The 24,664-nt window shown below is 62.0% G+C and carries 24 protein-coding genes and 2 tRNA genes; 10 read left to right on the top strand and 16 right to left on the bottom strand.

Annotated elements, in window-relative coordinates; translation table 11 throughout:
• Positions 1–35: 35 nt before the first annotated feature.
• The 5 genes from GC162_08545 to GC162_08525 all read right to left on the bottom strand — a co-directional run bounded on the left by GC162_08545 (position 36) and on the right by GC162_08525 (position 8,008).
• A complete protein-coding gene (locus tag GC162_08545; GenBank protein MBI1368685.1) occupies positions 36–1,208 on the bottom strand; it encodes a 1-deoxy-D-xylulose-5-phosphate reductoisomerase in 1,173 nt (390 codons plus the stop codon).
• Entirely contained in the window at positions 1,205–3,577 is a 2,373-nt protein-coding gene (locus tag GC162_08540; protein MBI1368684.1) for an Rne/Rng family ribonuclease, read from the bottom strand. The genes GC162_08545 and GC162_08540 overlap by 4 nt, the downstream gene beginning before the upstream one ends.
• A gap of 158 nt (positions 3,578–3,735) precedes the next feature.
• Positions 3,736–5,493, bottom strand: coding sequence for a phosphoenolpyruvate--protein phosphotransferase (ptsP, locus tag GC162_08535; GenBank protein ID MBI1368683.1), 1,758 nt, complete (start codon positions 5,491–5,493; stop codon positions 3,736–3,738).
• A gap of 75 nt (positions 5,494–5,568) precedes the next feature.
• The gene (locus GC162_08530) at positions 5,569–6,699 is read right to left on the bottom strand and encodes a methionine adenosyltransferase (protein ID MBI1368682.1); all 1,131 of its coding nucleotides are present in this window, start codon (positions 6,697–6,699) and stop codon (positions 5,569–5,571) included.
• Between the two features lie 196 nt (positions 6,700–6,895).
• Complete coding sequence (locus tag GC162_08525) at positions 6,896–8,008, bottom strand: hypothetical protein (protein MBI1368681.1); 1,113 nt, start codon at positions 8,006–8,008, stop codon at positions 6,896–6,898.
• Between the two features lie 207 nt (positions 8,009–8,215).
• Between GC162_08525 and GC162_08520 the strand changes: the two genes are divergently transcribed.
• The 9 genes from GC162_08520 (at position 8,216) to GC162_08480 (ending at position 14,279) form a co-directional block, all read left to right on the top strand.
• Positions 8,216–8,287 (top strand) — tRNA-Thr (locus GC162_08520).
• A 109-nt stretch (positions 8,288–8,396) separates the two neighbouring features.
• On the top strand, positions 8,397–9,599 hold the full coding sequence (tuf, locus tag GC162_08515) for an elongation factor Tu (protein ID MBI1368680.1): 1,203 nt from the start codon (positions 8,397–8,399) through the stop codon (positions 9,597–9,599).
• A gap of 76 nt (positions 9,600–9,675) precedes the next feature.
• A complete protein-coding gene (rpmG, locus tag GC162_08510) occupies positions 9,676–9,855 on the top strand; it encodes a 50S ribosomal protein L33 (GenBank protein ID MBI1368679.1) in 180 nt (59 codons plus the stop codon).
• Between the two features lie 46 nt (positions 9,856–9,901).
• Positions 9,902–9,974, top strand: a tRNA-Trp gene (locus GC162_08505).
• Between the two features lie 69 nt (positions 9,975–10,043).
• Positions 10,044–10,445 (top strand): preprotein translocase subunit SecE, encoded by a 402-nt coding sequence (gene secE, locus GC162_08500; protein ID MBI1368678.1) that lies wholly within the window; start codon positions 10,044–10,046, stop codon positions 10,443–10,445.
• 30 nt (positions 10,446–10,475) lie between these two features.
• Positions 10,476–11,129 carry a transcription termination/antitermination factor NusG gene (gene nusG, locus GC162_08495; GenBank protein ID MBI1368677.1) on the top strand — a complete coding sequence of 218 codons (654 nt, stop codon included), beginning with the start codon at positions 10,476–10,478 and terminating at the stop codon, positions 11,127–11,129.
• 181 nt (positions 11,130–11,310) lie between these two features.
• Complete coding sequence (locus GC162_08490; protein ID MBI1368676.1) at positions 11,311–12,717, top strand: hypothetical protein; 1,407 nt, start codon at positions 11,311–11,313, stop codon at positions 12,715–12,717.
• A gap of 30 nt (positions 12,718–12,747) precedes the next feature.
• A complete protein-coding gene (locus GC162_08485; protein ID MBI1368675.1) occupies positions 12,748–13,767 on the top strand; it encodes a lipid A biosynthesis acyltransferase in 1,020 nt (339 codons plus the stop codon).
• Positions 13,768–13,865: 98 nt separating this feature from the next.
• Positions 13,866–14,279, top strand: a complete 414-nt coding sequence (locus tag GC162_08480; protein MBI1368674.1) for a response regulator — start codon at positions 13,866–13,868, stop codon at positions 14,277–14,279.
• A 244-nt stretch (positions 14,280–14,523) separates the two neighbouring features.
• On the opposite strand, the gene GC162_08475 is transcribed toward GC162_08480, so the two are convergent.
• The 5 genes from GC162_08475 to GC162_08455 all read right to left on the bottom strand — a co-directional run bounded on the left by GC162_08475 (position 14,524) and on the right by GC162_08455 (position 18,222).
• Positions 14,524–15,663 carry a PQQ-binding-like beta-propeller repeat protein gene (locus tag GC162_08475; protein MBI1368673.1) on the bottom strand — a complete coding sequence of 380 codons (1,140 nt, stop codon included), beginning with the start codon at positions 15,661–15,663 and terminating at the stop codon, positions 14,524–14,526.
• 10 nt (positions 15,664–15,673) lie between these two features.
• The gene (locus GC162_08470) at positions 15,674–16,042 is read right to left on the bottom strand and encodes a hypothetical protein (protein ID MBI1368672.1); all 369 of its coding nucleotides are present in this window, start codon (positions 16,040–16,042) and stop codon (positions 15,674–15,676) included.
• A gap of 100 nt (positions 16,043–16,142) precedes the next feature.
• Positions 16,143–17,012, bottom strand: coding sequence for a DUF1963 domain-containing protein (locus tag GC162_08465; protein ID MBI1368671.1), 870 nt, complete (start codon positions 17,010–17,012; stop codon positions 16,143–16,145).
• A 17-nt stretch (positions 17,013–17,029) separates the two neighbouring features.
• Positions 17,030–17,584 (bottom strand): hypothetical protein, encoded by a 555-nt coding sequence (locus tag GC162_08460; protein ID MBI1368670.1) that lies wholly within the window; start codon positions 17,582–17,584, stop codon positions 17,030–17,032.
• Between the two features lie 110 nt (positions 17,585–17,694).
• A complete protein-coding gene (locus GC162_08455; GenBank protein MBI1368669.1) occupies positions 17,695–18,222 on the bottom strand; it encodes a transposase in 528 nt (175 codons plus the stop codon).
• A gap of 194 nt (positions 18,223–18,416) precedes the next feature.
• Between GC162_08455 and GC162_08450 the strand changes: the two genes are divergently transcribed.
• On the top strand, positions 18,417–18,641 hold the full coding sequence (locus GC162_08450; protein MBI1368668.1) for a hypothetical protein: 225 nt from the start codon (positions 18,417–18,419) through the stop codon (positions 18,639–18,641).
• A gap of 16 nt (positions 18,642–18,657) precedes the next feature.
• Here GC162_08450 and GC162_08445 read toward each other — a convergent pair whose 3' ends face one another.
• The 6 genes from GC162_08445 to lepB all read right to left on the bottom strand — a co-directional run bounded on the left by GC162_08445 (position 18,658) and on the right by lepB (position 24,647).
• On the bottom strand, positions 18,658–19,620 hold the full coding sequence (locus GC162_08445; protein MBI1368667.1) for a hypothetical protein: 963 nt from the start codon (positions 19,618–19,620) through the stop codon (positions 18,658–18,660).
• Positions 19,575–20,927 carry an NADH-quinone oxidoreductase subunit NuoF gene (nuoF, locus tag GC162_08440; protein MBI1368666.1) on the bottom strand — a complete coding sequence of 451 codons (1,353 nt, stop codon included), beginning with the start codon at positions 20,925–20,927 and terminating at the stop codon, positions 19,575–19,577. Before nuoF ends, GC162_08445 begins: the two co-directional genes overlap by 46 nt.
• A 47-nt stretch (positions 20,928–20,974) precedes the next feature.
• Entirely contained in the window at positions 20,975–21,157 is a 183-nt protein-coding gene (locus GC162_08435; protein ID MBI1368665.1) for a hypothetical protein, read from the bottom strand.
• Positions 21,158–21,186: 29 nt separating this feature from the next.
• Positions 21,187–21,714, bottom strand: coding sequence for an NADH-quinone oxidoreductase subunit NuoE (gene nuoE / locus GC162_08430; GenBank protein MBI1368664.1), 528 nt, complete (start codon positions 21,712–21,714; stop codon positions 21,187–21,189).
• A 46-nt stretch (positions 21,715–21,760) separates the two neighbouring features.
• A complete protein-coding gene (locus tag GC162_08425; protein ID MBI1368663.1) occupies positions 21,761–23,041 on the bottom strand; it encodes an NADH-quinone oxidoreductase subunit D in 1,281 nt (426 codons plus the stop codon).
• 172 nt (positions 23,042–23,213) lie between these two features.
• Positions 23,214–24,647 carry a signal peptidase I gene (gene lepB, locus GC162_08420; GenBank protein ID MBI1368662.1) on the bottom strand — a complete coding sequence of 478 codons (1,434 nt, stop codon included), beginning with the start codon at positions 24,645–24,647 and terminating at the stop codon, positions 23,214–23,216.
• Positions 24,648–24,664 lie beyond the last annotated feature (17 nt).

Below are 24,664 nucleotides of genomic sequence, written 5' to 3'. Positions count from 1 at the left end.
GCTTGCCCCGCGCGGCTGAGCCATCCCGTCTGACACTATCGACCAATTCGCCGCCGGACAAACGCCCGGGCCGCGCGATCCGCCGAAAGTATCGTCTTCAAATCGGTCGCCGGCTCCGATTGTACGGTTTCTAACGCCTCCGCGTTCAGGTCCACGATGCGGCCGAACTCAATTTTTCCGTCCAGAAACGCCGCGACCGCCTCTTCGTTCGCCGCATTAAGAATCGCCCCGCTCGTGCCCCCGCGATCGACGACCTTGTACGCCAGCTTCAGCGCCGGAAATCGCACATGATCCGGCTGCTCGAAATCCAGCTTGCTCAGCGCCGTCCAATCCATCGGCTCCGAACATCCGCCCGTCCGCTGAGGCCAGGTCAGCGCATACTGAATCGGCGTCTTCATGTCCGGCGAGCCGAGCTGCGCCAGCACCGAATGATCCGCGAACTCCACGAAGCTGTGCGCGATCGACTGGGGATGAATGATCACCTCGATCCGGTCGGACCCGAGGTTAAAGAGCCAATGCGCCTCGATGATCTCCAGCGCCTTGTTCATCATCGTCGCCGAGTCGATCGTGATCTTGGGGCCCATGCGCCAGGTCGGATGTTTGAGTGCTTCGTCAACCGTCGCGTGCCGGATCGTTTCCAGCGATGCGCGGCGGAAGGGCCCGCCGGAGGCCGTGAGCACGATGCGCTTGATCGCCTTGCCGTTCTGCGACGCGTCGGCGGTCTGCATGCACTGAAAGATCGCCGAGTGCTCCGAGTCGACCGGCAAGAGATGCACGCCATGTTTTTTGACGAGCGGCATGACCAGTTCGCCGGCGGCGACAAGCGTTTCCTTGTTGGCCAGCGCGATGTCCATGCCGCGCTCGATGGCGGTCAGCGTGGCGGGCAGACCGGCGGCGCCGACGATGGCGGCGGCGAGCATGTGGGCGTCGGTCGTGGCGACAAGCTGCTGCGCCGCGTCCGGGCCGGCGAAGATCGTCGCCCCCGGAATCGCCGCTTTGACTTTGGCGGCGCCGGCTTCATCGCTGATGGCCAGGCGCTGGACGTTGAATTTTCCGGCCTGCTCGATGAGCAGATCGACGTTGCGGCCGGCCGCCATGCCGACGACTTCATATTGCCCGTCGAGGTTCTCGACGACGCGCAGCGTATTGACGCCGATGCTGCCGGTGGAGCCGAGCAGAATGAGTTTGCGGTGGGGAGGGGCGCTCATGATGTCGGTTCACCTGTGTCCTGCGGGGCGTCGGACGAACCGCCATCGGACGAACCGGCCGGCGCTTCGCCGCCGTTGCCGCCGCGCCCGCGACGCCGTCGGCGGCGGCGCTTTTTCTTGGGTTGGCCCGCGGCGTCCTGTCCGTTGCCGTCGGAAGCATCGTGCGCGTCCGCGTCGGCGCTGTGGTGCATCGGCTGCGGCTCGTCCTCTTCGGGCATCGGCACGTCGTCGCCTTCGTAACCATTGCTCATCACGTCAGGCGCATCCGCCTTCGGGGCCGCGCCGCTCGCCGCTGCTGCGGCGGCGGCCGCCTGCTCGCGGCGCTTGCGATGACGACGCCCTCCGCGCCGACGACGCCGACGCTTCTTGATCGGCTCCCCGTTCTCGTCATATTCCACTTCCACCGGCCCAGCAGCCGCGCCCTCGCCGGCCTCCTCATGCGATTCCTCGCCGGCGTCCATCTCCGCCGCGCCGTCCGGCTCGTCCGCGTGGTCCGCTTCATCGTCATGCTCGACGACCGACTCGGTCGTCACTTCCGCCGCGCCGCCTTCGGACGCATCGCCGCCGCGACCGCGGCGACGTCGACGCCGGCGTCGCTTCTTCTTGCCGCCGCCTTCGATGCCCGCCGCCTCGCCGCTCGATGCCGCCGCCGGCTCGATCGGCTCCGACTTGCCCGCGGGCCGCGTCATCGGTTCGTCGCCTTCGTCGTCGAGATCCATGTCGTCGATGTCGTCTTCGATCGGCGCCCCGCCGCTGTTTTCCGCCGCGTAGCGCTTCACATCCTCGACGGAAATTTCGTCCGCCTCGGTGAACCTGGGCATGCGCGGCGAAGGCAGCTTGTCCAGATCAATCTGGTTGCCGCTGGCGTCATAACAGACGAGGCGCACGGCATCGGGGCCCGCCGCCGGATCGATCTTGACACGGATCGCCTTGCCCGACGCCTGCTCGAGCCGCACCAGCGCATCGCGCTTGCGGTTGCTCAGTTCCGTCACCACTTCCGGGTGCGCCAAAAGCTCCGCCCGGCCCACGCGGTCGGCGCTGATCGCCACGGCGAGGCGGCGCATCACCTGAAGCACGACCGACTCGGCGGAAAGGACCTGACCGCTGCCGCCGCACGTGGGGCATTCGTTGTAGATCGATTTCTTGAGGGACGGCCGCATGCGCTGGCGGGTCATCTCGAGCATGCCCAGCTCGCTGATCTTGAGCATTTTCGTGCGGGCGCGGTCCTTTTTCATCGCCTCCTTGAACCGCCGCTCGACTTCCCTGCGGTGGCGATGCACGTACATGTCGATGAGGTCCAACACGAGCAGCCCGCCCAGATCGCGCAGGCGAAGTTGTCGCGCGATTTCGTCGACCGCTTCGAGGTTCGTGCGGTAGGCCGACTCCTCCGAGTCCTTCGCGTCGCGGAATTTGCCGCTGTTGACGTCGATGGCGACCAGCGCCTCCGTCGAGTCGAACACGAGCGAGCCGCCGCACTTGAGCGGGACCTGACGGTCGTTGATCTGCTGAATCTGCTGTTCGATGCCAAAGCTGTCAAAGAGCGGCATCGGGCCTTTGTGATAGATCACGCTGGTCGTGGAACGCGGCATGGCGATCCGCAGAAACTGCTTGGCGCGGACGGCGGCGGTGTAGTCGTCGACGACGATGCGCTTCACGTCGCTGGTCATCACGTCGCGGAGCGTGCGGATGATCAGGTCGGATTCGATGTACAGATCGGTCGGCCCCTTGCCGATCTTCTTGCGCGTCTCGATGTCCTTCCACAGACGCAGCAGATAGTTCAAGTCGCGCTTCAGTTCGGTCTTTGTGCGATCGAAGCCGGCGGTGCGGACGATGAACCCGAAGTTTTCGGGCGGGTCCAGCTCATCGAGAATCTTGCGCACGTCGCGGCGCTTGTCCATGTCTTCGATCTTGCGCGAGACGCCGTGCCGCTCCATGGCGGGCATCATGACGAGAAAGCGACCGGGGATGGACAGGTAGCTTGTGAGCGTCGGGCCCTTGGTGCCGATGCCTTCCTTGAGCACCTGCACGATGATCTCCTGCCCGCGGCGCAGTGCGTGCTGCATCGGCGGTCGCTCGCGGCGGGGGGTTTTGTGGCCGACGCGCTCGGTTTCCTCCTGCTTCTGGCCGGGGAAATAGCGCGGGTGCAGATCGGTGATGTGCAGGAATCCGGCGCGTTCGAGGCCGAAGTCGACGAAGGCGGCCTGAATGGACGGCTCGACGTTCGTCACGCGCCCGCGATAGATATTACCCACGTGCAGGTCGGCACTGGTGCGTTCGGTGTAGAGCTCTTCAAGACGGCCGTCCTCGACGATGGCGATACGGCATTCCTCGCCGGGGACATAGTTGATCAGCATTTCCTGAGTTGGCATGAGGCGGACTTTTCCCGACTCCGTCGCCGCACGCGGGATGCGAATGCATCGATACCGCGGGGCGGAGTCTGTTGGGCGTCGGCCCGCTCTACCGGAAATCGGGAGCGCCGGCCGTCGCGATGATCTATTTCGTCCCGCAATCAGAGGGCTTTTTGGCCCTACACGATGGCACGCCCATCGAAGATCGCCGGGACGACTTTCCGTGTCTCTTCGCGCAGATAGTTTAGCACCTGCCGCTCAGAATCATAGCTCGCGACACGACGAGCCACGCGTTCGCAATCCTTGACCGAAACCGCCCGGAGGATCTGCTTGATCTCCGGGATCGCCGCCGGCGTCATGGACAGGGTTCTGAGTCCCATGCCCACCAGCAGCATCGCGTATTCGACTTCACCGGCCATTTCGCCGCAGCACGACACGTCGATGCTGCCGCGCTTGGCCGCCCGGATGACGTCCTTGATAAGCCCCAGCACCGCGGGGTGCGCCGGGCTGTAGAGGTTCGCCACATGCTCATTGCCCCGGTCGACGGCGAGCGTGTACTGCACCAGATCGTTGGTCCCGATGGAGAAAAAGTCCACCTCGCCGGCGAACGTCTTGGCCATCAGCGCCGCCGACGGCACTTCGACCATCATGCCCACCGACACATCGCGGTCAAAGGGAATGTTCCGTTCCTCCAGGTCCTCCATCACGTCATGGAGGATCATCCGCGCCTGCCGCAGCTCGAGCATGTTCGAGATCAGCGGGAACATCACGCGGATTTTGCCGTGGGCGCTGGCCCGCATGATGGCGTTGAGGTGCGTCTTGAACATCGTCAGGTTCTGAAGGCAGAACCGGATCGACCGGCAACCCAGAAACGGGTTGGACTCGGGCGTGCGGGCCTGACGCTGCGTGTACTTGTCGGCGCCGAGGTCGAGCGTGCGGATCGTCAGGGACTTGCCCTTGATGTGCTTGATCGCACGCACGAACGCATCGTACTGCGTCTGCTCATCCGGCTCGGTTTCCGTCGACAAATACAGATATTCGGTGCGGTAGAGGCCCACGCCCTCGGCGCCTTTTTCCAGCGCGTTGGGGATTTCCTCGGAGAATTCGATGTTGGCCTGCAAGCTGATGTGCACGCCGTCGGTGGTCTGCGCGGGAAGGTGGCGCAGGTCGGAGAGCTCAACGGTGTGGACTCGGATGCGTTCGAGATATTCGGTGTACTCGGCGGTCTGTTCGGCGTCGGGGTTGATGATGACCAGCCCGCGATTGCCGTCGATGATGATCGTGTCGGTGTTGGTGACGACAGAGGTGATGTCTTCGAGGCCGACGACGGCGGGGATGCCCAGCGCACGGGCGACGATGGCGGTATGGCTGGTGCGTCCGCCGGCGTCGGTGGCGAGGCCCTTGATGTTCTTGCGGTCCAGCGAGGCGGTCTGCGAAGGGGTCAGGTCATGCGCCACGATCACCGCTTCACGATCCAGCGCCGCCAGGTCCGCCTGCACGTCCTCGACCAACTGGTGCAGCACGCGCTTTTCGACATCGTAGATGTCGGCGACACGTTCGCGGAAGACTTCGTTGGCTTGTGCGAGGAAGGTCTGTGCGAAGCGCCGCATGACGGTCACGAGGGCGTACTCGGCGGTGACGCGCTCGCGGTCGACGAGTTCATGGATGCGATCGATGAGGGCCTGATCGCGGAGCATGCCCATGTGGAACCCGAAGATGGCGGCGAGTTCCGGGCCGTGGTCCGCTTCGACCTGGTTCTGCAGGGTGGCCAGTTCCTGGATGGCGCGGCCGACGGCTTCGTCGAGCCGGGCGTGCTGGCGGGGCAGGTCCTTGTGAACGACGGTGCGTCGGGGGATCGAATAGTCTTCAACGTCGACGACGACCGCGGGGCAGATCGCCACGCCGGGAGAAACCGGGATGCCCTTTTTGATTTCCATCGTTCGACTGCGCTGTGGCCATCCCTGCTGCTGTCGTCGCGGTCGACCCCGGTCGGAGATCGAACGGGTCGAAGTTTATTTGGCCGCCCGTGCCAGCGCGGCCGCCTTGTCGGTCTTTTCCCAACTGAAGTCGGGGTTGCCGAAGTGGCCGTGGAAGGCGGTCTGACGATAAATGGGCCGACGCAGGCGCAGCGTCGAGATGATGCCGCGCGGCGTGAGGTCGAAGTTCTCGCGCACCAGTTCGGTGATCAGCTCGGGCGCGACGGTGTTGGTGCCGAAGCAGTCCACATGCACGCTCGTCGGCTCGGCGACGCCGATGGCGTAGCTCAATTGCAGTTCGCACACCTCCGCGAGCTTCGCCGCCACGATGTTCTTGGCGACGTAGCGCGCCATGTACGCAGCGCTGCGATCGACCTTCGAGGGGTCCTTGCCGGAGAAGGCGCCGCCGCCGTGACGACCGCGGCCGCCGTAGGTGTCGACGATGATCTTGCGGCCGGTGAGCCCGGTGTCGCCGTGCGGCCCGCCGATTTCAAACTGCCCCGTCGGGTTCACGTGAATGATCACTTTATCGTGCCACATCTTCGCCGGGATCATCGGCTTGATGATGTGCTTGATGACTTCGTCGCGGAGCTTCTTCTGCTTCGCCGAGCCGTTCCACATCGGATGATGCTGCGTCGAGAGCACGATCGTGTGCACGCGCACGGGCTTGAGCCCTTCGTACTCGACCGTCACCTGGCTCTTGGCGTCGGGGCGCAGACCTTTGATCTTGCCCGAGCGGCGGACGGCGACGTGCTGGTCCATCAGCCGGTGCGCGAGTTGGATCGGCAGGGGCATGAGCTCCTTCGTCTCGCTGCACGCGAAGCCGAACATCATGCCCTGATCGCCCGCGCCTTCGCGGTCCACGCCCATCGCGATGTCCGTCGACTGCGCGTGCAGCGCGCGAATCACCGCGCAGCTCTCGGCGTCGAACTTCATCGACGGGTCATCGGTGTACCCGATTTCACGGATCGTCTTGCGAGCCGTCTCTTCGACCTGTTCCAGCGCCTTGATCGCCTTGTCGTTGTGCACGGTCACTTCGCCGGCGATGACGACCAGTCCGGTCGTGCACAGCGTTTCGCACGCCACGCGCGCCCGCGGATCGACCGCCAAAAGCGAGTCGAGCACCGCGTCGGAAATCTGATCGGACACCTTGTCGGGGTGGCCCATCGAAACGGATTCACTGGTGAACAAGTACTTGTCGTTGTTTGCACTTACAGCCACGACGGCTCCTTTGTCGTTGTCGGAAGGGGAGTGTGTTCCCTGATCGCAAGCCCTGTACTTATACCCCAGGGCATCGTCCCATTCAAGTGACCGGATTGTATCGGTCAACCGGGCCAAAAGGTTAACACAACCGGCAAAATCATTACGACCCGCCCAGCCGGGCCACGAGGTTGTGCAGCAGCACGCGGTTATCGGCCTGAAGGTACGAGAGCGTGCCGTTCATGCGATGAAACGACTTGCACCAGCGCAGATAGTACGCGGGGTGGTCCATCGGCGGCTCGCCGTCCCGGCTCCAGTCCCATCCGCCCGACTCCTGAATGTCCACCACCGTGATGCGATGGCCTTCGATGAACGGCTCGCCGCGCCCTTCGCGCAGATTGTTCGCCACGCTGAACGCCTTCTCGAACACCTGCGGACTCATCACCGCCGACCCGACCGACAGGTACACGCCGTTGCTCAGATTGGTCATCGCATGCGCGAACGAATGAAAGTCCGCCGCGCTGGCCCGGCCGATCGCGCCGCCGGCGTGAAGATTGAACATCGGATGACAGGCGAAGATGTCATAACCGACGCCCGGATGCACGGTCAGCGGGACGCCCTGTTCATATGCCTGCTGCGTGATCGAATATTGGCCGAACGGCGAGGGAAATTCGATATATTTGGGCAGGTCGAACGCATTGATCATCGACAGCAGATCCGCCCGCGCGGCGGTGAGCGCATCGTCGGGGTCCTCGGCGACGGCGAAGCGCAGCTCATCGCGCGTCGGCAGCACGAGTCCGCCGGCGCACATCATCGCGCCGACGGATTGTCCGAAGCCCATGTTGTGAATCGAGCCGACGGTCGCGGCGAGGTTGATGAATCGGCCGGTCTCGTCCCATGTCCCGAAGCGCCCGACGGGCGCATTGTCGCGCACGGATTCGCTCGACGCGCCCTGGTAGGCGAATTCCAGGTCGTGAATGATGCCGGCGCCCTGGGTGGCCAGATGGGTGATCCAGCCGTGTTCGACGAGGCGGTTGATCAGGGGGGCGCAGCCGTTTTTGATGAGGTGGGCGCCGTAGACGCACATGACGGACGCGCCGCGATGGCGTGCGTCGCGCATGTCGTCGGCGAGCTGGTCGATGCCGGCGGCGAGGGGTCCGGCGGGGGGCGGAGGGGCGTCGGGATCGGCGGCGGCGCGCGTGATGTCGATAAAGCTTTTGCGGTCAGCGAGGGGCAGGACGCGGATGTCGGCGGGGTCGATGCGCGGATGGGTCATGCGGCAAAGGTAGCGGGCGAATCGGGCCGATACAAGGTGCGGCGAGCCATTTGACTGACGCCCTGTCGCGGCCTAATCTATGTGCTCATCGCGCTGTACGGCTTGGGGCGTGATATCAGTCCAGGGACTGATGCACCGCCCCTTGTAGTTTCTACACCGTGTGTGTAGAGTGTAGGGCTCGATGGAGCCGCATCGGCGGCCGGACTCGCCACCGTAGCTCAGTGGTAGAGCACACCCTTGGTAAGGGTGAGGTCACGGGTTCAAGCCCCGTCGGTGGCTTTGTCTCGCTATCGAGAAATGGAAATCGCTGGGCGCCTCCGCGGTGGACGGGCCCGTACAAGACAGGCAACGGACAGCACTGTACAGAACTCATTACGGAGGTTCTCCGATGGCAACGGGTGTTTTCACACGAACCAAGCCCCACGTGAACGTCGGCACGATCGGCCACGTCGACCATGGTAAGACCACGCTCACCGCGGCGATCACCGCCGTGCAGGCCGCCAAGGGCCTGGCCAACTACAAGGCCTACGACGAAGTCGCCAAGGCCTCGGAGTCGGACGGCCGTCGTGACCCCACCAAGATCGTCACCATCGCCACCAGCCACGTCGAGTACGAGTCCGACACCCGGCACTACGCTCACGTCGACTGCCCCGGACACGCCGACTTCGTCAAGAACATGATCACCGGCGCGGCTCAGATGGACGGCGGCATCCTCGTCGTCTCCGCCGCCGACGGCCCGATGCCTCAGACCCGCGAGCACGTCCTGCTCGCCCGTCAGGTCAACGTGCCCAAGCTCGTCGTCTTCCTCAACAAGGTCGACCTCGTCGATGACGCCGAACTCCTGGACCTCGTCGAACTCGAAGTGCAGGAACTGCTCGCCAAGTACGACTTCGAAGACGACACCCCGATCATCCGCGGCGCCGCCTTCCCGGCCCTTCAGAATCCGAAGGACCCCGAAGCGACCAAGTGCATCGCCGAACTGATGAACGCGCTGGACACCTGGATCCCCATCCCCGAGCGCGAGACCGACAAGCCCTTCCTGATGAGCGTCGAAGACGTCTTCTCCATCAAGGGCCGCGGCACCGTCGCCACCGGTCGTATCGAACGCGGCCGCATCAAGGTCGGTGACAAGGCCGAAATCGTCGGCCTCAAGGACACCAAGGAAACGACCATCACCGGCGTGGAAATGTTCAACAAGACCATGGATGAAGGCCAGGCCGGCGACAACGTCGGACTCCTCATGCGTGGTATCGAAAAGGCGGACGTGGAACGCGGACAGGTCGTCGCGGCTCCCAAGTCCATCACGCCGCACATCAAGTTCGAGGCGGAAATCTACGTGCTGACCAAGGAGGAAGGCGGCCGTCACTCGCCGTTCTTCTCCGGCTACAAGCCGCAGTTCTACTTCCGCACGACGGACGTGACGGGCGGGATCAAGCTGCTGGGCGGCGCGGAAATGTGCATGCCCGGCGACAACATCACCGTCGAGGTCGAGCTGATGAAGCCGATCGCGATGGAGGAGCAGGTTCGCTTCGCCGTGCGTGAAGGCGGCCGCACCGTCGGCGCCGGCGTCGTGACCAAGATCCTCGCCTGAGCGGTTGACGTTGAGAAACACATTTCGAGGCGGGGGGACTTAAGTCCCCCCGCCCCGATTTTATGGAAACGGTCCCATGGCCAAGAAATCCCAGGCAGTCGAAGACGTGTGGCTTCAGTGCTCCGAGTGCGATGAGCTCAACTATCGCACGCCGGTGAACGTCAAGGGCGGCATGCCCGAGAAGCTCAAGGCGGGCATGAAAAAGTACTGCCCCCACGAACGCAAGCACACGATGCATAAGATCAAGCGCAAGTAATTTTGCGCTTGCGTCAGCGGCCGCCCCGAAGGGGCGCCCGACTCGAACGCCAGTAGCTCAATTGGCAGAGCAGCCGTCTCCAAAGCGGCAGGTTGGGGGTTCGATTCCCTCCTGGCGTGTAGAAACCGACCGGCGGCCGAATCGGCGAAGCGTTTCGCCCGGGCCGCCGACAACATGAAAGTCCCGCGATGTCGCTGAAGGTGTACAAACCCGGACAAGGCTACTGGACGCGGCTGCTCAGCGCGCTGGGCGGCGGGATCCTCGTCGTCGCCGGCGCGCTGTGGATCATGCAGAAGCTGGAGGTCATCCAGTCCGACTACGGCGTGTTCATCCGCTGGGGCGTCGCCCTGGCCGTCATCATCGCCGTCGGACTGCTCCTCTACCGCTTCACCGGCACGAGCCCCCGTACGTGCGACTTCATGATCGCCACCGAAGGCGAAATGAAGAAAGTCAACTGGCCCGCTCGCAAGGAAGTGATCGGCTCGACGTGGGTCGTCATCTGGTGCGTCATCCTGCTCGCGACGCTCCTGTTCCTGTCCGACGTGGCCTTTTCGTCGTTCTTCAAGTGGATCAAGGTCCTGGACATTTAACCTTTTGCTAAGCTGAATCGGAGCGGACCGATGGCCGAGTCCGAACACGACATCAACGAATCGCAAACCGCCGCGCCGGTGCAGACCAAGCCCGTCGCCCTCGAACCGGGCGAAGAGCCCATGTTCACCGAAGGCATGGACTGGTTCGTCCTGCGCGTCGCTTCCAACAAGGAAGACTCCGTCCGCGAGACGCTCCTTCGCAAAATCAAGATCGAAGGTCTCACCGACCGCGTCAACCGCATTCTCGTCCCCACCGAGAAGAAGAAGACGATGAAGGCCGGCAAGACCCGCATCACCGAGACGAAGCTCTATCCCGGCTACGTCTTCGTGGAGATGAAGCTCGAAGACGACGGCCGCATCCCCCAGGACGTCTTCTTCCTCATCAAGGAAACGACCGGTGTGGGCGACTTCATCGGCACCGCCGGCCGACCCGCCAAGATGTCCGTCCCCGAAGTCGAGAAGATGATCGCCGCGTCCAAGAAGCCCGAGGATCAGCCCGAAGTCAAGATGGAGTTCAGCCCCGGCGACCCCGTCAAGATCAAGGAAGGGCCCTTCGAGAACATGGACGGCACCGTCGACAGCTTGCTCCCCGAACAGGGCAAGGTCCGCGTGATTGTGACCATCTTCGGCCGCGCCACGCCCGTCGAGATGGAATACTGGCTCATCGAGAAGGCCGAGGAATAAACCCGCGCCGCCTCGCTTGCCCCGCAATCAATCCATCACCGCCGTCCGCACGGCGGTTTTTTATTTCCGGCAAACCCGCCGCTTGACACAACCGTATAATTAAGCGACACTAACGGCTCCCCACAAATGCATCGGAGGTATCGGTATGGCGGCACGACGAGTCGGACGCGGACCCAGTGGCATGATGTATGTGCTGGTGCTGTTCATCTTTCTGTTCCTGACGACGCTCGGCCTGTCCATTCTGTTCTACTCCAAGGTCGACGAGGCCGACAAGAAGACCAGTCAGGCCACCGCCAAACTCGAAGAATTCGTCCGCTCCGGCGAACTGCTCAAGCCCGAGACCGCTCAGGTCATTCAGCAGGCCAAGGACGCCAATCGCTCCGTCCTCACCAACATGCAGACCGAGCATTCGGCGCTTGTGCGCCTCGTCACCGGTTCGGGTGACACCTCGCAGCACGGCATCGAAGAAGCCCTCCGCGCCGTCGGCGTCGTCGACAACAATGTCGTCGCCGTGATGACCAAGCTGCGCACCGATCTGGACAAGTCCACGCAGCAGGTCGCGCTGCTCGAGAAGCAGATCAAGGATCGTCAGGAAGAGCTTCAGACGCTCAAGAGCCAATACGATTCGACCCAGCAGGACCGCCAGCAGAAGATCGCCGCCCTGAGCGCCGAGATCAAGAAGCTCAAGGACGACTACACGGCTTATCAGAAGAGCGTGGACGATCAGCGTGACGAAATCGCCAAGCGCCTCGAAGCGGCGCAGGGCGCTTCCGCCGCCGAGGTCCGTCAGCGCGACAATGAAATCCGCCGCCTCGAAGGCGAAGTCGGCAAGCGCGATCTGCGCATCAAGGAACTGATCGCTCAGTTCAAGACCGAGAAGCCGACCGTCCCCGATGCGACGCGCGAAGCCGACGGCAAGGTCCTGGCCGTCAACCCCGATGAGAACCTCATCTACATCAACCTCGGCCAGAGCGATCATCTCGTGCTCGGCATGACCTTCGAAGTTTTCGATGCCCTGCGCGGCGTCGAAGTCAACGACGACGGCACGCTCCGCGGCAAGGCCTCCATCGAAGTCGTCGACATGGAGTCCAACACCGCCACCTGCCGCGTCGTCCGCGCCAGCTACAACCGCCCCGTCCTCGCCAACGACCTCGTCGCCAACCTCGTCTATGACAAGGACCGCGTGTTCAAGTTCTACGTGTTCGGCGACTTCGACCTCGACGGCGACGGCAAGTCGACGCTGGCCGATCACGATCAGGTGGTCAACCTCATCACCAAGTGGGGCGGGCAGGTCACCGATCCGCGCGACCGCGAGCTGCGCATGACCGCGCTTTTGAGCAAGGATGCGGCGGGCAAGAACCTGCTGCCGCTCGACACCGACTTCCTCGTCGTCGGTCAGGAGCCCGAACTGCCCCAGCCCGTGCCCCCCGGCACGCGCGACCCCGCCGTCATCAAGGCCGCTATTCAGGCCAAGCAGCAGTGGGATCACTACATCGAGCTGCGCAACGAAGCCGTCACGCTCTCGGTGCCGATCATCTCCCAGAACCGCTTCCTGGCCCTGATCGGCTATTACCATCAGCAGCGCTGATCGGCCCATCGATCGCGCCGCTCGCAGATCATGGCCCGTCATCAATCGCCCCTGATCAACTGGTCGCAGTACCTGGCCCTGCGCTTCGGCGCTGCGGCCCTGCACTGCTTTGACGTCGACCGGAACCTCGCCAGCGCCCGCTCGCTCGGGTCGCTCATGTACCGCTTCAACCGCAAGCACCGCAAGCGCGCCACGCAAAACATCGCCCGCTCCATGCCCGAGCTGCCCGCCGACCGCGTCGCCGACATCGCCCGTGCGTCGATTGAGCATTTCCTTCAGCTCGGCGTCGAAGTGCTCTTCACGCCCCGACTCATGACCCTCGACAGTTGGGCCGACCGCATCGAGCTGCGCGGGCAGGCCCTGCTCATGGACCGCCTGCTCAACGACCGCCCGACCATCGTGCTCACGCCGCACTTCGGCAACTGGGAGGTGCTGGGGTACGTCATGGCCATGCTCGGCATCGACATGTCCGCCGTCGCGCGCCCGATCGACAATCCGCTCGTCAACGACTACCTGCTCGGCGTCCGGCAGCGCATGGGCATGCGCATCATCACCAAATGGGGCGCGACCGAAGTCATGACCGGACTCCTCGAAAAGGGCGGGACCATCGCCTTCATCGCCGATCAGAACGCCGGCGAAAAAGGCATGTTCGTCCCCTTCATGGGCAAGCTCGCCTCGACCTACAAATCGATCGGCCTGCTCGCCATCCGTTACAACGCCTCCGTCGTCTGCGGCGGGGCACGTCGGCTCGACGGCAAATTCCGCTACGAGTTCTTCGTCAAGGACGTCATCGAACCGGCCGACTGGCAAGCGCAGCCCGATCCGCTTTTCTATCTGACCGCCCGTTACAACCGCGCGATGGAGTTGATCATCCGCGATGACCCCGAGCAGTACCTTTGGATCCATCGCCGCTGGCGCTCCCGGCCCCGTCACGAAAAGCTCGGCAAGCCCCTGCCCGACGGACTTCGCCGGCAACTGGAGGCGCTGCCGTGGATGACCCAAACGGAGATGACCCGGCTCGCCGAACCGCTCGCCGAGGCGGCCGGTTAAGGGCTCGCCCGCCGACCGACCCGGCTGACTTGACCCGGGGGGGCGTGCGGCAGACAATGTTCCATTCCCGCAAGAACGAAGATTGGAGTTGTTTCACTATGGACGAACAGACCTCGACCAAGCGCCTTCAGGGCCGCCGCATCCTCATCGTCGACGATGACGCGGACGTGCTCGCCGTCGTCAAGCAGGCGCTTCAATCCGAAGGCGCCCTGACCCAGTGCTGCTCGGACGGCAACACGGCCGTCTCCATCTGCGACAGCGATCCGCCGGATGTGCTCGTGCTGGACATGATGCTGCCCAAGCGCTCCGGGTTCCTCGTGCTCGAGCGCGTCAAGACCCAGCCCAAGCCGCCCGTCGTCATCATGGTCACCGCCAACGAAGGCAAGCGCCATCAGGCCTACGCCGAAACGCTCGGCGTCGACGCCTACATGCACAAGCCCCTGCGCCTTGAAAAGCTCATCGTCACCGCCGTCGACCTCCTCGACGAACGCGAGGAACAGTCCAACGCCTGATCGCCTGGCGCGTCGTCGATTTGTATGAAGCTCATCCGCAGCCCTCCGTAAACCGGGGGGCTGTTTTTTTGCTTCCACCCCTTCCAAGCGAGGGCGTACCGACCGGCGTGAGGGCACGCCGGCTCCGACTCCCCACGCCATTCGATCACCCCCCGCCCACCCAGGCAAGTCCGAGCCGGGCTGCCCCCAGCCCGGTGCTTGAGCGATTAATTTCGTGATGCGCGCCCGCTCCGCTTGCCCCGACTTACTTCGACGCATCCGCACCCTGTTGTGTTTTGCGCCCCAGTCCAAATTCGTTGCCCATTGCGGTGACTTTGCCGTTTTTGAAATGCACTTCGATGAACTTGGAGCCGCCGACGGGTTTGCCGGTTTCGTCTTTGAATTGGGCGATGAGCTTGTGCGTATGCGCGTCGAAGATGTCGGGGGTGTGGCAGAAGGCGTACTTTGCGTCGAGGGAGAAGCAGATCCAGCCGTGGCCTCCGGAGGAGAGGTCGACGTGATCGATCTGCTTGGGGGGCGTCACGGTGTTGTCGAAGATGTAGAGCCGCTTGCCGACCTGGTCGCTGATCCAGAGCTCCGATTCATCGGGGGTCAGGCCGGCGCCGTGCGTGCGGTGCGTGATGGTCTTCCCGGCGTCGTCGAGGGCCATGACACGGCCCGTCACTTTGCCGGCAGCGAGATCGACGATGTCGAAGCCGACGTGTTTGCCGAGACAGACGTAGGCGGTGCGCTCGTCGCTGGTGAGCGTGTAGGGGAAGACGTTGACTTCGCCGACGGGGTCGATGGTGTGAACCACATGATCATCGGCGGGGTCGAAGACGGTCAGCCGCGTGCGCGTGCCGAGCAGTACGAGCCGGCCGGACGGCGCGGCGATCGAATTATGCGCCTGCGGCCCGACGGACAGTCGCTTCATCAGCGACCCGTCCGCCGGATCGATGACCAGAAACCCGCCATCGTCGGCGGCGTACCACCAACCCGTCGGCACGTAGAGCTTCTTGCCATCGGGCGTGATGCACGAGCGATCGCAGCCGAGCGGATACTGCTTCTGCCAGACCGTCTTGCCGGTCTCGAGATCGACCGCGGTCAGGTGCCGATTCGTCGTGCCCATGTACAGCGCATGATTGACCAGCGACCCGGTCATGCCCCGCACGCCTTCGTCAATGTGCTCGACCGGAATGCGTCGAACGAGACGAAAGTCATGATCGAGATCGAAGACGAGTATGCCGACGCCCGAGCGATTTTCGGTCTGCGCGCCGTCGGGTTGGGCCATGTAGAGATAGCGGCCATCGGGCATGGCCGCGCCATCATCGGCGGCAAGCGCGGCGGATGTGACGATCAACGAAGCGAGACACGCGATGACGAATTGGCGAAGTGAATGGTTCATGATGACCTCGTCACCAGTGTATCAACGAAGTAATCCCGCATTGTCGATCATCGGTCGTCAGGGACATGTCGCCGACGGGGGTGTATTCGGTGTCGGTCCAGTTGCCGACGAGGTCGAGGTTGTAGCTGCACGACGTGTCGGCCCCGCGGAGTTTGATTTCGTCGCCGGTGGGGATGGTGATCGTCGAAGGCGGCGACATGCCGGGGTCGAGCTTGCCGCGCTTCACTTCGAGCAGGCGGTTGGCCGAGTCGTACTGATCGGCCGGATACAGATGGCTGAAAAGCGGATTATGCAGATGCCGCTCAAACAGCCGGTTCGACGCATTGTCGTAACACGCCGTGAAGCCGAGGAGGAGTTGGTTGGGGTTGGGGGTTGTCATACGATCAGTTATTGCTATCGAATAGTATCACGTGATTTTCGACAATTGTACATACCTCAAACCTATGTACATCTAGGGCACAATCGCACATCACACAATGTCAAAATTGCAGTAATGTCCATGTGTTATCAAATTTTTGTGATGCCAAATCGTCTTGACGAATCCAATAGGTTAATATTCCATCATCGTACCACTTCCAGCCTAGATCACTCTCGCTTGAAAATGTTGCAAGCGGACACCAATTCATGGAAGCATCCCTATAATGCTGAATCACATGCTGATCCATGCCCTCGGTTGAGTCTGACAACCCATTACTCAATAATTCACAACTCAGACGCATTGGGTGTTGGAAGATGACCGAATGGCCAAGCAGGCGATGGGCTGAGCCATGAATGCGTACAGGATCAAGGCATTCGTAATACAATTCAACCTCTTCCGCATCCAAGGTACGCAAGCCGGAGGCTGCGACAATCTCATCATTTATGGATGGGAGTTCCCACTGAGCATAAAAGTCAACTCGACTCCATGAGCAAGCGGGACGATCATTCATCCGCATAGAATACATTTTTCTGACTAGCTGGTCATTTGGAACATTCAGGTACAAGACTTTAAATGCAGCACGATCTTCTAGACAATATCCATTTGTGGGCGGATATTCACAAAAGAAATATAGCTGTCCTTGTGAGGGCAAACGCCTCTCAACATCATGTTTTGCGATATCACGTAGGTCAAACTGAGCCAGCAGTTCGAGTGGCTTGCCATTATTCGTCGGAATTTGCACATTTGGTGGTAAATCAGGGACTCCGCCACATCGTGAACAACCGATAGGTATTTCACTCTCAAGCGATGGGCGCGGCTTGAACGTAATTTTCGTTGTGAGTAGAGGTACTATTTTGTACCACTCAGAACCCAGAGCAGAATTCCTTATCACATCAATTACTTCATCACGACTATGCAAAATATAATTCATATTGCACCGATTGCATCTCAATGTATGCCCAATAGACTCCAAAGCCACTGATACAACGTTTCATGTTCGTGGGTTGAGCCACTCGGCGACTTGGTGTGCGTAGGTGGATCGATCTTATCTCCGTGCGAGTGTCCATAGATTCTGCGCATTTCGTCATCCATTCCACCTGCTGACTTGATTGCTCGATTCACAAGATTATTTCTACCTGCCTCCCAACGTCGATCATATGCATCGCTTACTACTTGCCGAAGTTCATCCACCGTATGTGTATCTACAGGCAACATTGTATTTATGGTCCCTAATACTACACCATCTGCTTGAACATTGGCCGTAAGAGCTAATATACCTAGTCCGGGCACCAATACTTTCATGAACATCTTTCCACCCTTTATGATGGGTTTGTCAATAATGCGTACCCGTCCCCAAGAACCTCCAAAAGTCTCCCTAATTTCATAATAATATTTTGAGCGTCCTGGCCATGTCTTCAATGCTTTTCTACCTATTAGTGCTGCACCTTCTTTCGTTATTAGGCCATGAGCAACACTCATATCGAATATCTTCTTGTCTAGCATTTCTTTGGATATGTGAGCGAGGTAGGGTGGGTCAAGCGCAGCGGACCCACCACGCATGACGGACCCATATCCAAAGTTTGAGCGGTGACATTCGCGCGGCGTTCCATGAATTATTCAACCTCCAATTTTGTTTCAATCCCACTCGTGCCCCAATCCGCATCGAAGATCCCGCGGCGGACGAACAGATGCAGCGACGAATACGGCCAATCGATCGGGCGACTCACATGCCCGTGCTTGACCGGGTTGTAATGAATGTAATCGACGTGGGCTGCGAAATCGTCGTCATCACGAATGAGATGCTCATAAAACCGTCGCTGCCACACGCCGCTTTCATTTTTGGCGATCTGGCTCGGGCGGCGATGCGATGCGCGGCCGATGCGCCGTGCGAAGCGCGCCTTGATGAGACGCCAGCGCGTTGAAAAGTCGTCGTCTCCGGCGGGTAACGTCCAGATCATGTGCAGATGCTCCGGCAGCACCACGGCCGCGTCAATCTCAAACGGCCGCGCTTCCCGCACCGCTGCGAACGCGCGGCGGAGATGTTTGATCTGCTCGACGAGCCATCGCTTGCGTCGATCTTTGAGATTGACGGTGAAAAAGTAAGTTCCGCCGACCTGTCGCCAACGACGATATTCGGGCATCGAATCATTCTACGCCTCGCGTGGCGGGTCCGCTGCGCTTGACCCACCCTACTTCGCTGAACCGTTCATTCCACGTATCCATTCGGCCTGGCGAAGCGGCGTCGGCCCATGTGTCGCATCCGAGTGGCGGCTCGCGTAGGTCCACGGCGTTGTCGCGGTGTCCGTTTCGGAGGCGGTCGCGGCAGGATTGTCCGGTGTATGTGGTGGTGCGGGATGCGGCGGGGGAGGTGCGCGGGGTGTGGGTCATGTTCCGTTTCAGCTTCCTGACGTTCAGGGTCACGACGCAAGTGAAATGGGATGATGCGGCGGATATAGCCGACCCCTTCGGGGTCGGGGATCGGATCAACACATTCAAGACGATCAAGGCACCGACCCGGAACGGGTCGGCCCGTGGTGGCGTGGGCGAAGTGCGTTGGTGACGGGCGGCTGACGCGATCAAGGCGACTGGCCGAGCGTGGTGAGGTTGCGGTCGGTGAGCAGGAGGACATAGCCCGCGGCTTTCGCGCCGTCGATGCTGATCTGGCGGAGGTTCGGCTTCGTGGCGTACTCGATGATCATGACGGGCTTGTGGGTGCGGCGAAGGAAACTCAACTGGTAGTCCGTGTGATCTTTGGGTGGCTGGCGTTTTTTGCCATCGGTGAAAAGGTCTTCGACGCCGACGGCGCTGATGAGCTTTTCGTAGTCGGCGTCTTCAAGAAGCTGCACGCCGTTCTGGGGGATGATCAGGAAGCCGGGGTTTTTCGCGCGGGCGTGCTGGGCGACTTTTTTCACCCATGCGATCATGTCCTGCCGGTAGGTGTTTGCGGTTTCGTGGTTGGGTCGATGATCGATCCAGGTGTCGGTCGTCGTGTCGTGCTCGAAGAATTCGAAGGCGTCGACGATGTCCAGGTACACGCCGTCGAATCCCTGCGCGAGGATGCGGTCGAGTTCGGCGAGGATGATCGCCTGCCAGCGGGGGTCCCAGTACTTGACGCGATGATCATCGGGCCAGTCGGGGTTGGGGCTCAAGAGCCAGTCGGGCGGGGAGTGCTTCCATGGGCGCTGCCAGTAATCGCGATATTCGCCCGCCTCGCCGATCGACAGGTACGCCACGATGCGCCGCTGGGGCTGTTCCGCCCGCATGGTCCGCAGGTCGTCCGCGGTCCAGAGATTCGGGCCGCTGAAGGCCATGTCGATGACCATGAGGTCGCGCCCCGCGTCGGCGATCGCCTTCGCGGCGGCGGCGCGGTCGTGCGAAATGCGGTCGGCCTGGAGAAGAAAGAGCAGCGATCGGGGGTGAAAGTCGTCCGCCGCGGCGCAGAGGGAGCCGGCAAAAAGCGCCAGCGTGAGCACGGCGAAGCGCGCCGCTCCGTTCACGCCCCGACGCTGACGCCGACCTGCACGAGGGTGGGTTTGCATTTGGCTTCGAAGTCGGGGCGGAATTTCTGCAAGGCGGTTTTGACGGCCCAGTTGGTTCCGTCGGCGAGGCCGCAGATGGTGGTGCCGGGCATGGCGCCCATGGACTTGGCGACTTCGTCGAGGATGTCCAGGTCCTTGAGCTTGCCTTCGCCGGCTTCGATGCGGCAGAGCATCTGGTAGAGCCAGCCGGAGCCCTCGCGGCAGGGGGTGCACTGTCCGCAGGATTCGTGGCTGAAAAACCTCACGATATTGCGCGTGGCGGTGACGATGTCGACGTCTTCGTCCATGACGATGACGCCGGCGGTTCCGAGTCCGAGCACGCCGTAGCGGCGTCCGATGTCAAAGTCGAGTTCGGCGTCGTATTGATCGGTGGAGAGGAATCCCATGGAGACGCCGCCGGGGATCGCGGCTTTGAACTTCTTTCCGCCGCGCATGCCCATGCAGTGTTTTTCGATGAGTTCGCTCATCTTGATGCCGAGTTCGGCTTCGTAGACGCCGGGACGGTTGACGTGTCCGGAGACGCCGAAGAGTTTGGGGCCGAAGCTGCCGGGGGCGTTGGGCGCGAGTTTCGACGCGCAGCCGATCGACTTGAACCAGTCGACTCCGTTTTCGAGAATCGCCGGGAGAATGGCGAGGGTTTCGACATTGTTGATGACGGTGGGGCGGCCGAAGAGGCCTTTGATGGCGGGGAAGGGCGGCTTGATGCGGGGCCAGCCGCGCTTGCCTTCAAGCGACTCGAGCAGGCCGGTTTCCTCGCCGCAGATATACGCCCCGGCCCCGCGATGCAGGAAGCAGCGGAGCGGGCGGCCGTTCACTTTTCCGACGATCGAATTCTCGCCGAAGATGTTGTTGGCGTAGGCCTCGGCGATGGCGTTCTCGACGATGTGCGCTTCGTGGTGATATTCGCCGCGGATGTAGATGTAGGCGGTGTCGGCCTGCGTGGCGTGACAGGCGATGGCGATGCCTTCAAGCATCCCGTGCGGGTCACATTCCATGAGCAGACGGTCTTTGAACGTGCCCGGCTCCGACTCGTCGGCATTGACCGCCAGATAGCGCGGCTCGCCGTCCGGCGCCGGGAGGAACGACCACTTGAGCCCCGCGGAAAACCCCGCGCCCCCGCGGCCGCGCAGGTCCGACGACTTGACCAGATCGACCAGCGCCTTGGGCTCCATCTTCACCGCTTTGCGAAGCTGTTCGTATCCGCCGGTCCTGACGTACTCGTCAAACAGGACGGTGTGCCGGTCCTTGGGATCGCCCCAGGGCCAGGTCGGAATGCGTTTGCACAATACGGGATGTTCAAGGGCCATGGTGGAGTTCCGTCTGAAGAGCGCGACCGGCGGTCGCGGCTTTACCGTCAATCGTGTTTGTCGTCGGTGTACTCGATCTCGTCAATCGTGGTGCGTCGGAGGATCATGTTGCCCATCTGTGCTTCCTCGGTCTTTTTGCGGACGATCTGTTTGTTGGACGGATCATCGGGATGACGGATGTTGTGCACCATCAGGCCGAGGTTGTGACAGAGGTTCGTGAACCAGTTCATGAGTCATCTTACGCATCACGCGGGGGCAATCAGTCGGGCATATTGTCGATGACCTGTTCGAGTTTTTCCCAGGTCAGCGGGCCGTGCAGTTTTTCGTCGATGAGCGCCATCGGGGCGTGATCGCAGGCGCCGAGGCATTCGAGTTCCATGAGGGTCCACTTGCCGTCGTCGGTCGTTTCGCCGGGCAGGATGTCGAGCTTCTCCTGCACCTTTTTGGAAAGCTGCTTGTAGCCGCAGAGTTCGCAGGCGATGGAGCGGCAGATCTGGATGTAGTACTTGCCGGTGGGCTTGAGGTGGAACTCCTCGTAGAAGCTGATCGTGTCGAGCACTTCGGCGAAGGACAGATCGAGGAAGGCGGCCATCTCCTCGATCGCCTGCTCGGGGATGAAACCGTTCTCGTGTTGGATCTCATGCGCGAGCGGAAGCGTGGCGGCCTGACGCGTGGCGTAGCGCGGGAGGATGTCCTTTTCGAAATGCTTTTTGATCGCATCGGTGACGTAGGGGTCGGCGCGACGCTCGACGTGGGCGTGTGCTCTGTCTTTGACGATCCAAGCCATGGTGTATTTCCCAGCAGGAGCGCGACCAGCGGTCGCGGCTTTACAATCAGCGATCGAGTTCCGCCGCGATGACGTTCAGTGATCCGAGCACCGCGACGACGTCGGAGAGCAGGTGGCCCTCCATCATTTTCGGGAACGACTGGTAGTTGATGAAAGACGGCGGACGGCAGCGGGCGCGCCAGGGTCTTGGCCCGCCGTCGGCGGCGAGGTAGAAGCCCAGCTCGCCGTTGGCCGTTTCGTTCGCCCCGTACACTTCCGCGATCGGGGCTTTCCATTTGCGATTGGTCATGATCAATTCGAAGTGGTGAATGAGTCCTTCGATCGACCCGTAGGTTTCGCTCTTGGAGGGGATGTGCACGCCGCGGTCGTCGTAGACGTTGACGGAGCCGGGGGGGATGTTGTCGATGAGCTGGCGGATGATTTCGATCGACTGCTTCATCTCTTCGATGCGGATGCGGTACCGGCAGTAGACATCGCCTTCGTACATGATGGGCACTTTGAAGTCGACGGCCTTGGCGCCCTGTCCATCCCAGTTGTCGGCGTAGCAGAGGTAGGGCTCATCCTTGCGGAGGTCGCGCTTGACGCCCGCCGCCCGCGCCACCGGGCCGGTCAATGACCACGCGACGGCGTCCTCCGTGCTGATCGTGCCGATGCCGGCGGTGCGATCGACGAAGATGCGGTTCTTGTTGAGCAGTCCTTCGAGGTCCGCGATCGCCGGCGGGGCCTGTTCGGTGATGAACTTCTTGACCTTGGCTTTGAAGATCGCCTCGTCGGGCAGGTCCTGATTCAAACCGCCGACGCGGGTCCAGCTTGTGGTGAACCGGGCGCCGGAGATGTATTCGCAGATGTCGTAGATGTTCTCGCGTTCGTTGAAGCCATAGAGGAACGCGGTGAACGCCCCGAGGTCCAGCGCGGCCGCGCCGGCGCAGAGCAGGTGGTCCTGAATGCGGGCGAGTTCGGCGACGATCGTCCGCAGCACTTTGCAGCGCGGCGTCAGATCAATGTCGAAAAGCTTCTCGCAGGCGTGGTGCCATGCGATGTTGTTGGCGATCGGCGAAAGGTAGTTCATCCGATCCGTGACGGTCACGTACTGGTTGTAGTCGTGCTTCTCGCCGAGCTTCTCGAAGCCCGAGTGCAGATATCCGATGTGCGGCACGGCCCGGACGACGCGCTCGCCGTCGAGTTGGAGCACGATGCGGAGCGTCGTGTGCGTCGAAGGATGCTGAGGCCCGAAGTTCAGGGTCCAGCGTTCATCGGTGTTCTTGAAATCGTCGACGTACGGTGTGGTGTCCACATCCACGTCGAAGGGTTGCAATTCATACGGCATGGCTGGGGCGGCTCCGAATCGTGATATTCTTCACGGAAAGCACAGTATAGAGGAGCGGGCGGGGGTTGGGAAGGGCGGGGGATAAGTGGTGAAGTGGCGATTTGGCGAAGTGGTGATGTGAAGGCAAAGTGCGGTTTCACATCACCACTTCGCCACATCACGATATCGCCATTTAGTGAATAAACCGCATTTTCCCGAAGTTGGGGACGAGGGGCATCGAGCTGGGGGAAAAGCGATGCGGTGCGGGGAAGTAGACGAAGAACGCCCGGCCGATCATCAGATCGCGCGGAACGAACCCGGCGGGGACGCCCGTGCGGTAGGCGACCCAGTCGTTGACCTTGGACCAGAGCCGCCCGTCGCTGGACGCGGGGCTGTTGTCGCCGAGGCAGAAGAAGCGGTCGGCGGTGATCATGGCGGGGTTGTCATGCGTCGCCAGCGCGCCCATGCCCTGTTGCGTGTAATACAGATCGCGGTCCAGATCGACGGAGCGCAGCTCCACCGGCGCTCCGCGCACCTCGATGCCGACGACCGGAGCGTAACGCGGGATGCTCGTATGCGCCAACCGCTCCACGTCCACATCGTCATACTGCCAGTGCGCGACCTGCTTGCCGTCCACCCAAAGACTGAGCGTTTGATCCACATGCCAGAGTTCGACCCGCGTGCTGCGACCGACGGCCAGAGGAGCCGCCGCGCCTTCCGCCCGCACGGTCCACGTCGGCGCCTGCCCCGCCGGCGTTTCGATGAGCCGGGACTGCAAGCGGACTTTGCCATCGGATTCGATCACACCCTGCATCAGCGTGTCGTGGGTCGAGCAGGTCAGCGTCGCGGCCAGACCCGCCCCCCGCGGCGAAAGCGAGGCCGACAGACGCATGTCCTCGAACGTCGAACTGCCGATCGGCCCCTCGCCTGAAACGCTGTTGTAGGCGTAGTAATTGGCCATCGTCGTCGGCTCGAATGCGAACGTCAGCACGCCCGGCCGTCCCGCTGAATCGTCATAAGTCCAGCGCGGACCGCGCTTGTCGAACTTCCAGCTCGCCTCCGATTCGCCCGTGCCGCGCCACGGCTCGGACCAGACCAGCGATTGGCGACCGATGTCCCGTTTCATCCCCTGACCGTCATCGAGCGGGTAATAGTCGCTGTGATACACCGGCTGCCAGACCGCCCGCTGCACCTTCTCGGGCTTGCGCTGAATCGTCCACTTGGCATGCTCGTCGTGATCGACCCGGCCGTCCGGCGTGAGCTTCTTCGTGTACACATTGCCGTTGACGATCCACAGTTGTTCGCCCGGCAAACCGACGAGCCGCTTGATGTAGTTGATGTCCGGGTTCTCGGGGTTTTTGAACACCACGACGTCCCAGCGATCGGGCTCAAAGAACGCATACGGATACTTGAGCACGAGAATGCGGTCGCCGGCGTTGAGGCGCATCGAATCGTGACGAATCGGAAAATCGCACATCGGGCACGCCGCGATGATCGGGTTGTGCGCTTCGCCCTGAATCGGCAGCGGTTCGGAGGCGCTGCGGTAGTCGCGCGGGCCGGTCGTGAACGTGTACCCGCACTGCGGACAGGTGAGCGTCATGTGCTCGCCCAGCAGCGTCGGCGCCATCGACCCCGTCGGAATCA

The sequence above is a fragment of the Planctomycetota bacterium genome, assembly GCA_016125255.1.
Taxonomy (GTDB): domain Bacteria; phylum Planctomycetota; class Phycisphaerae; order Phycisphaerales; family Zrk34; genus RI-421.
The sequence above is the reverse complement of the archived record's forward strand: the minus strand, read 5'-3'. Positions and strand labels throughout refer to the sequence as shown.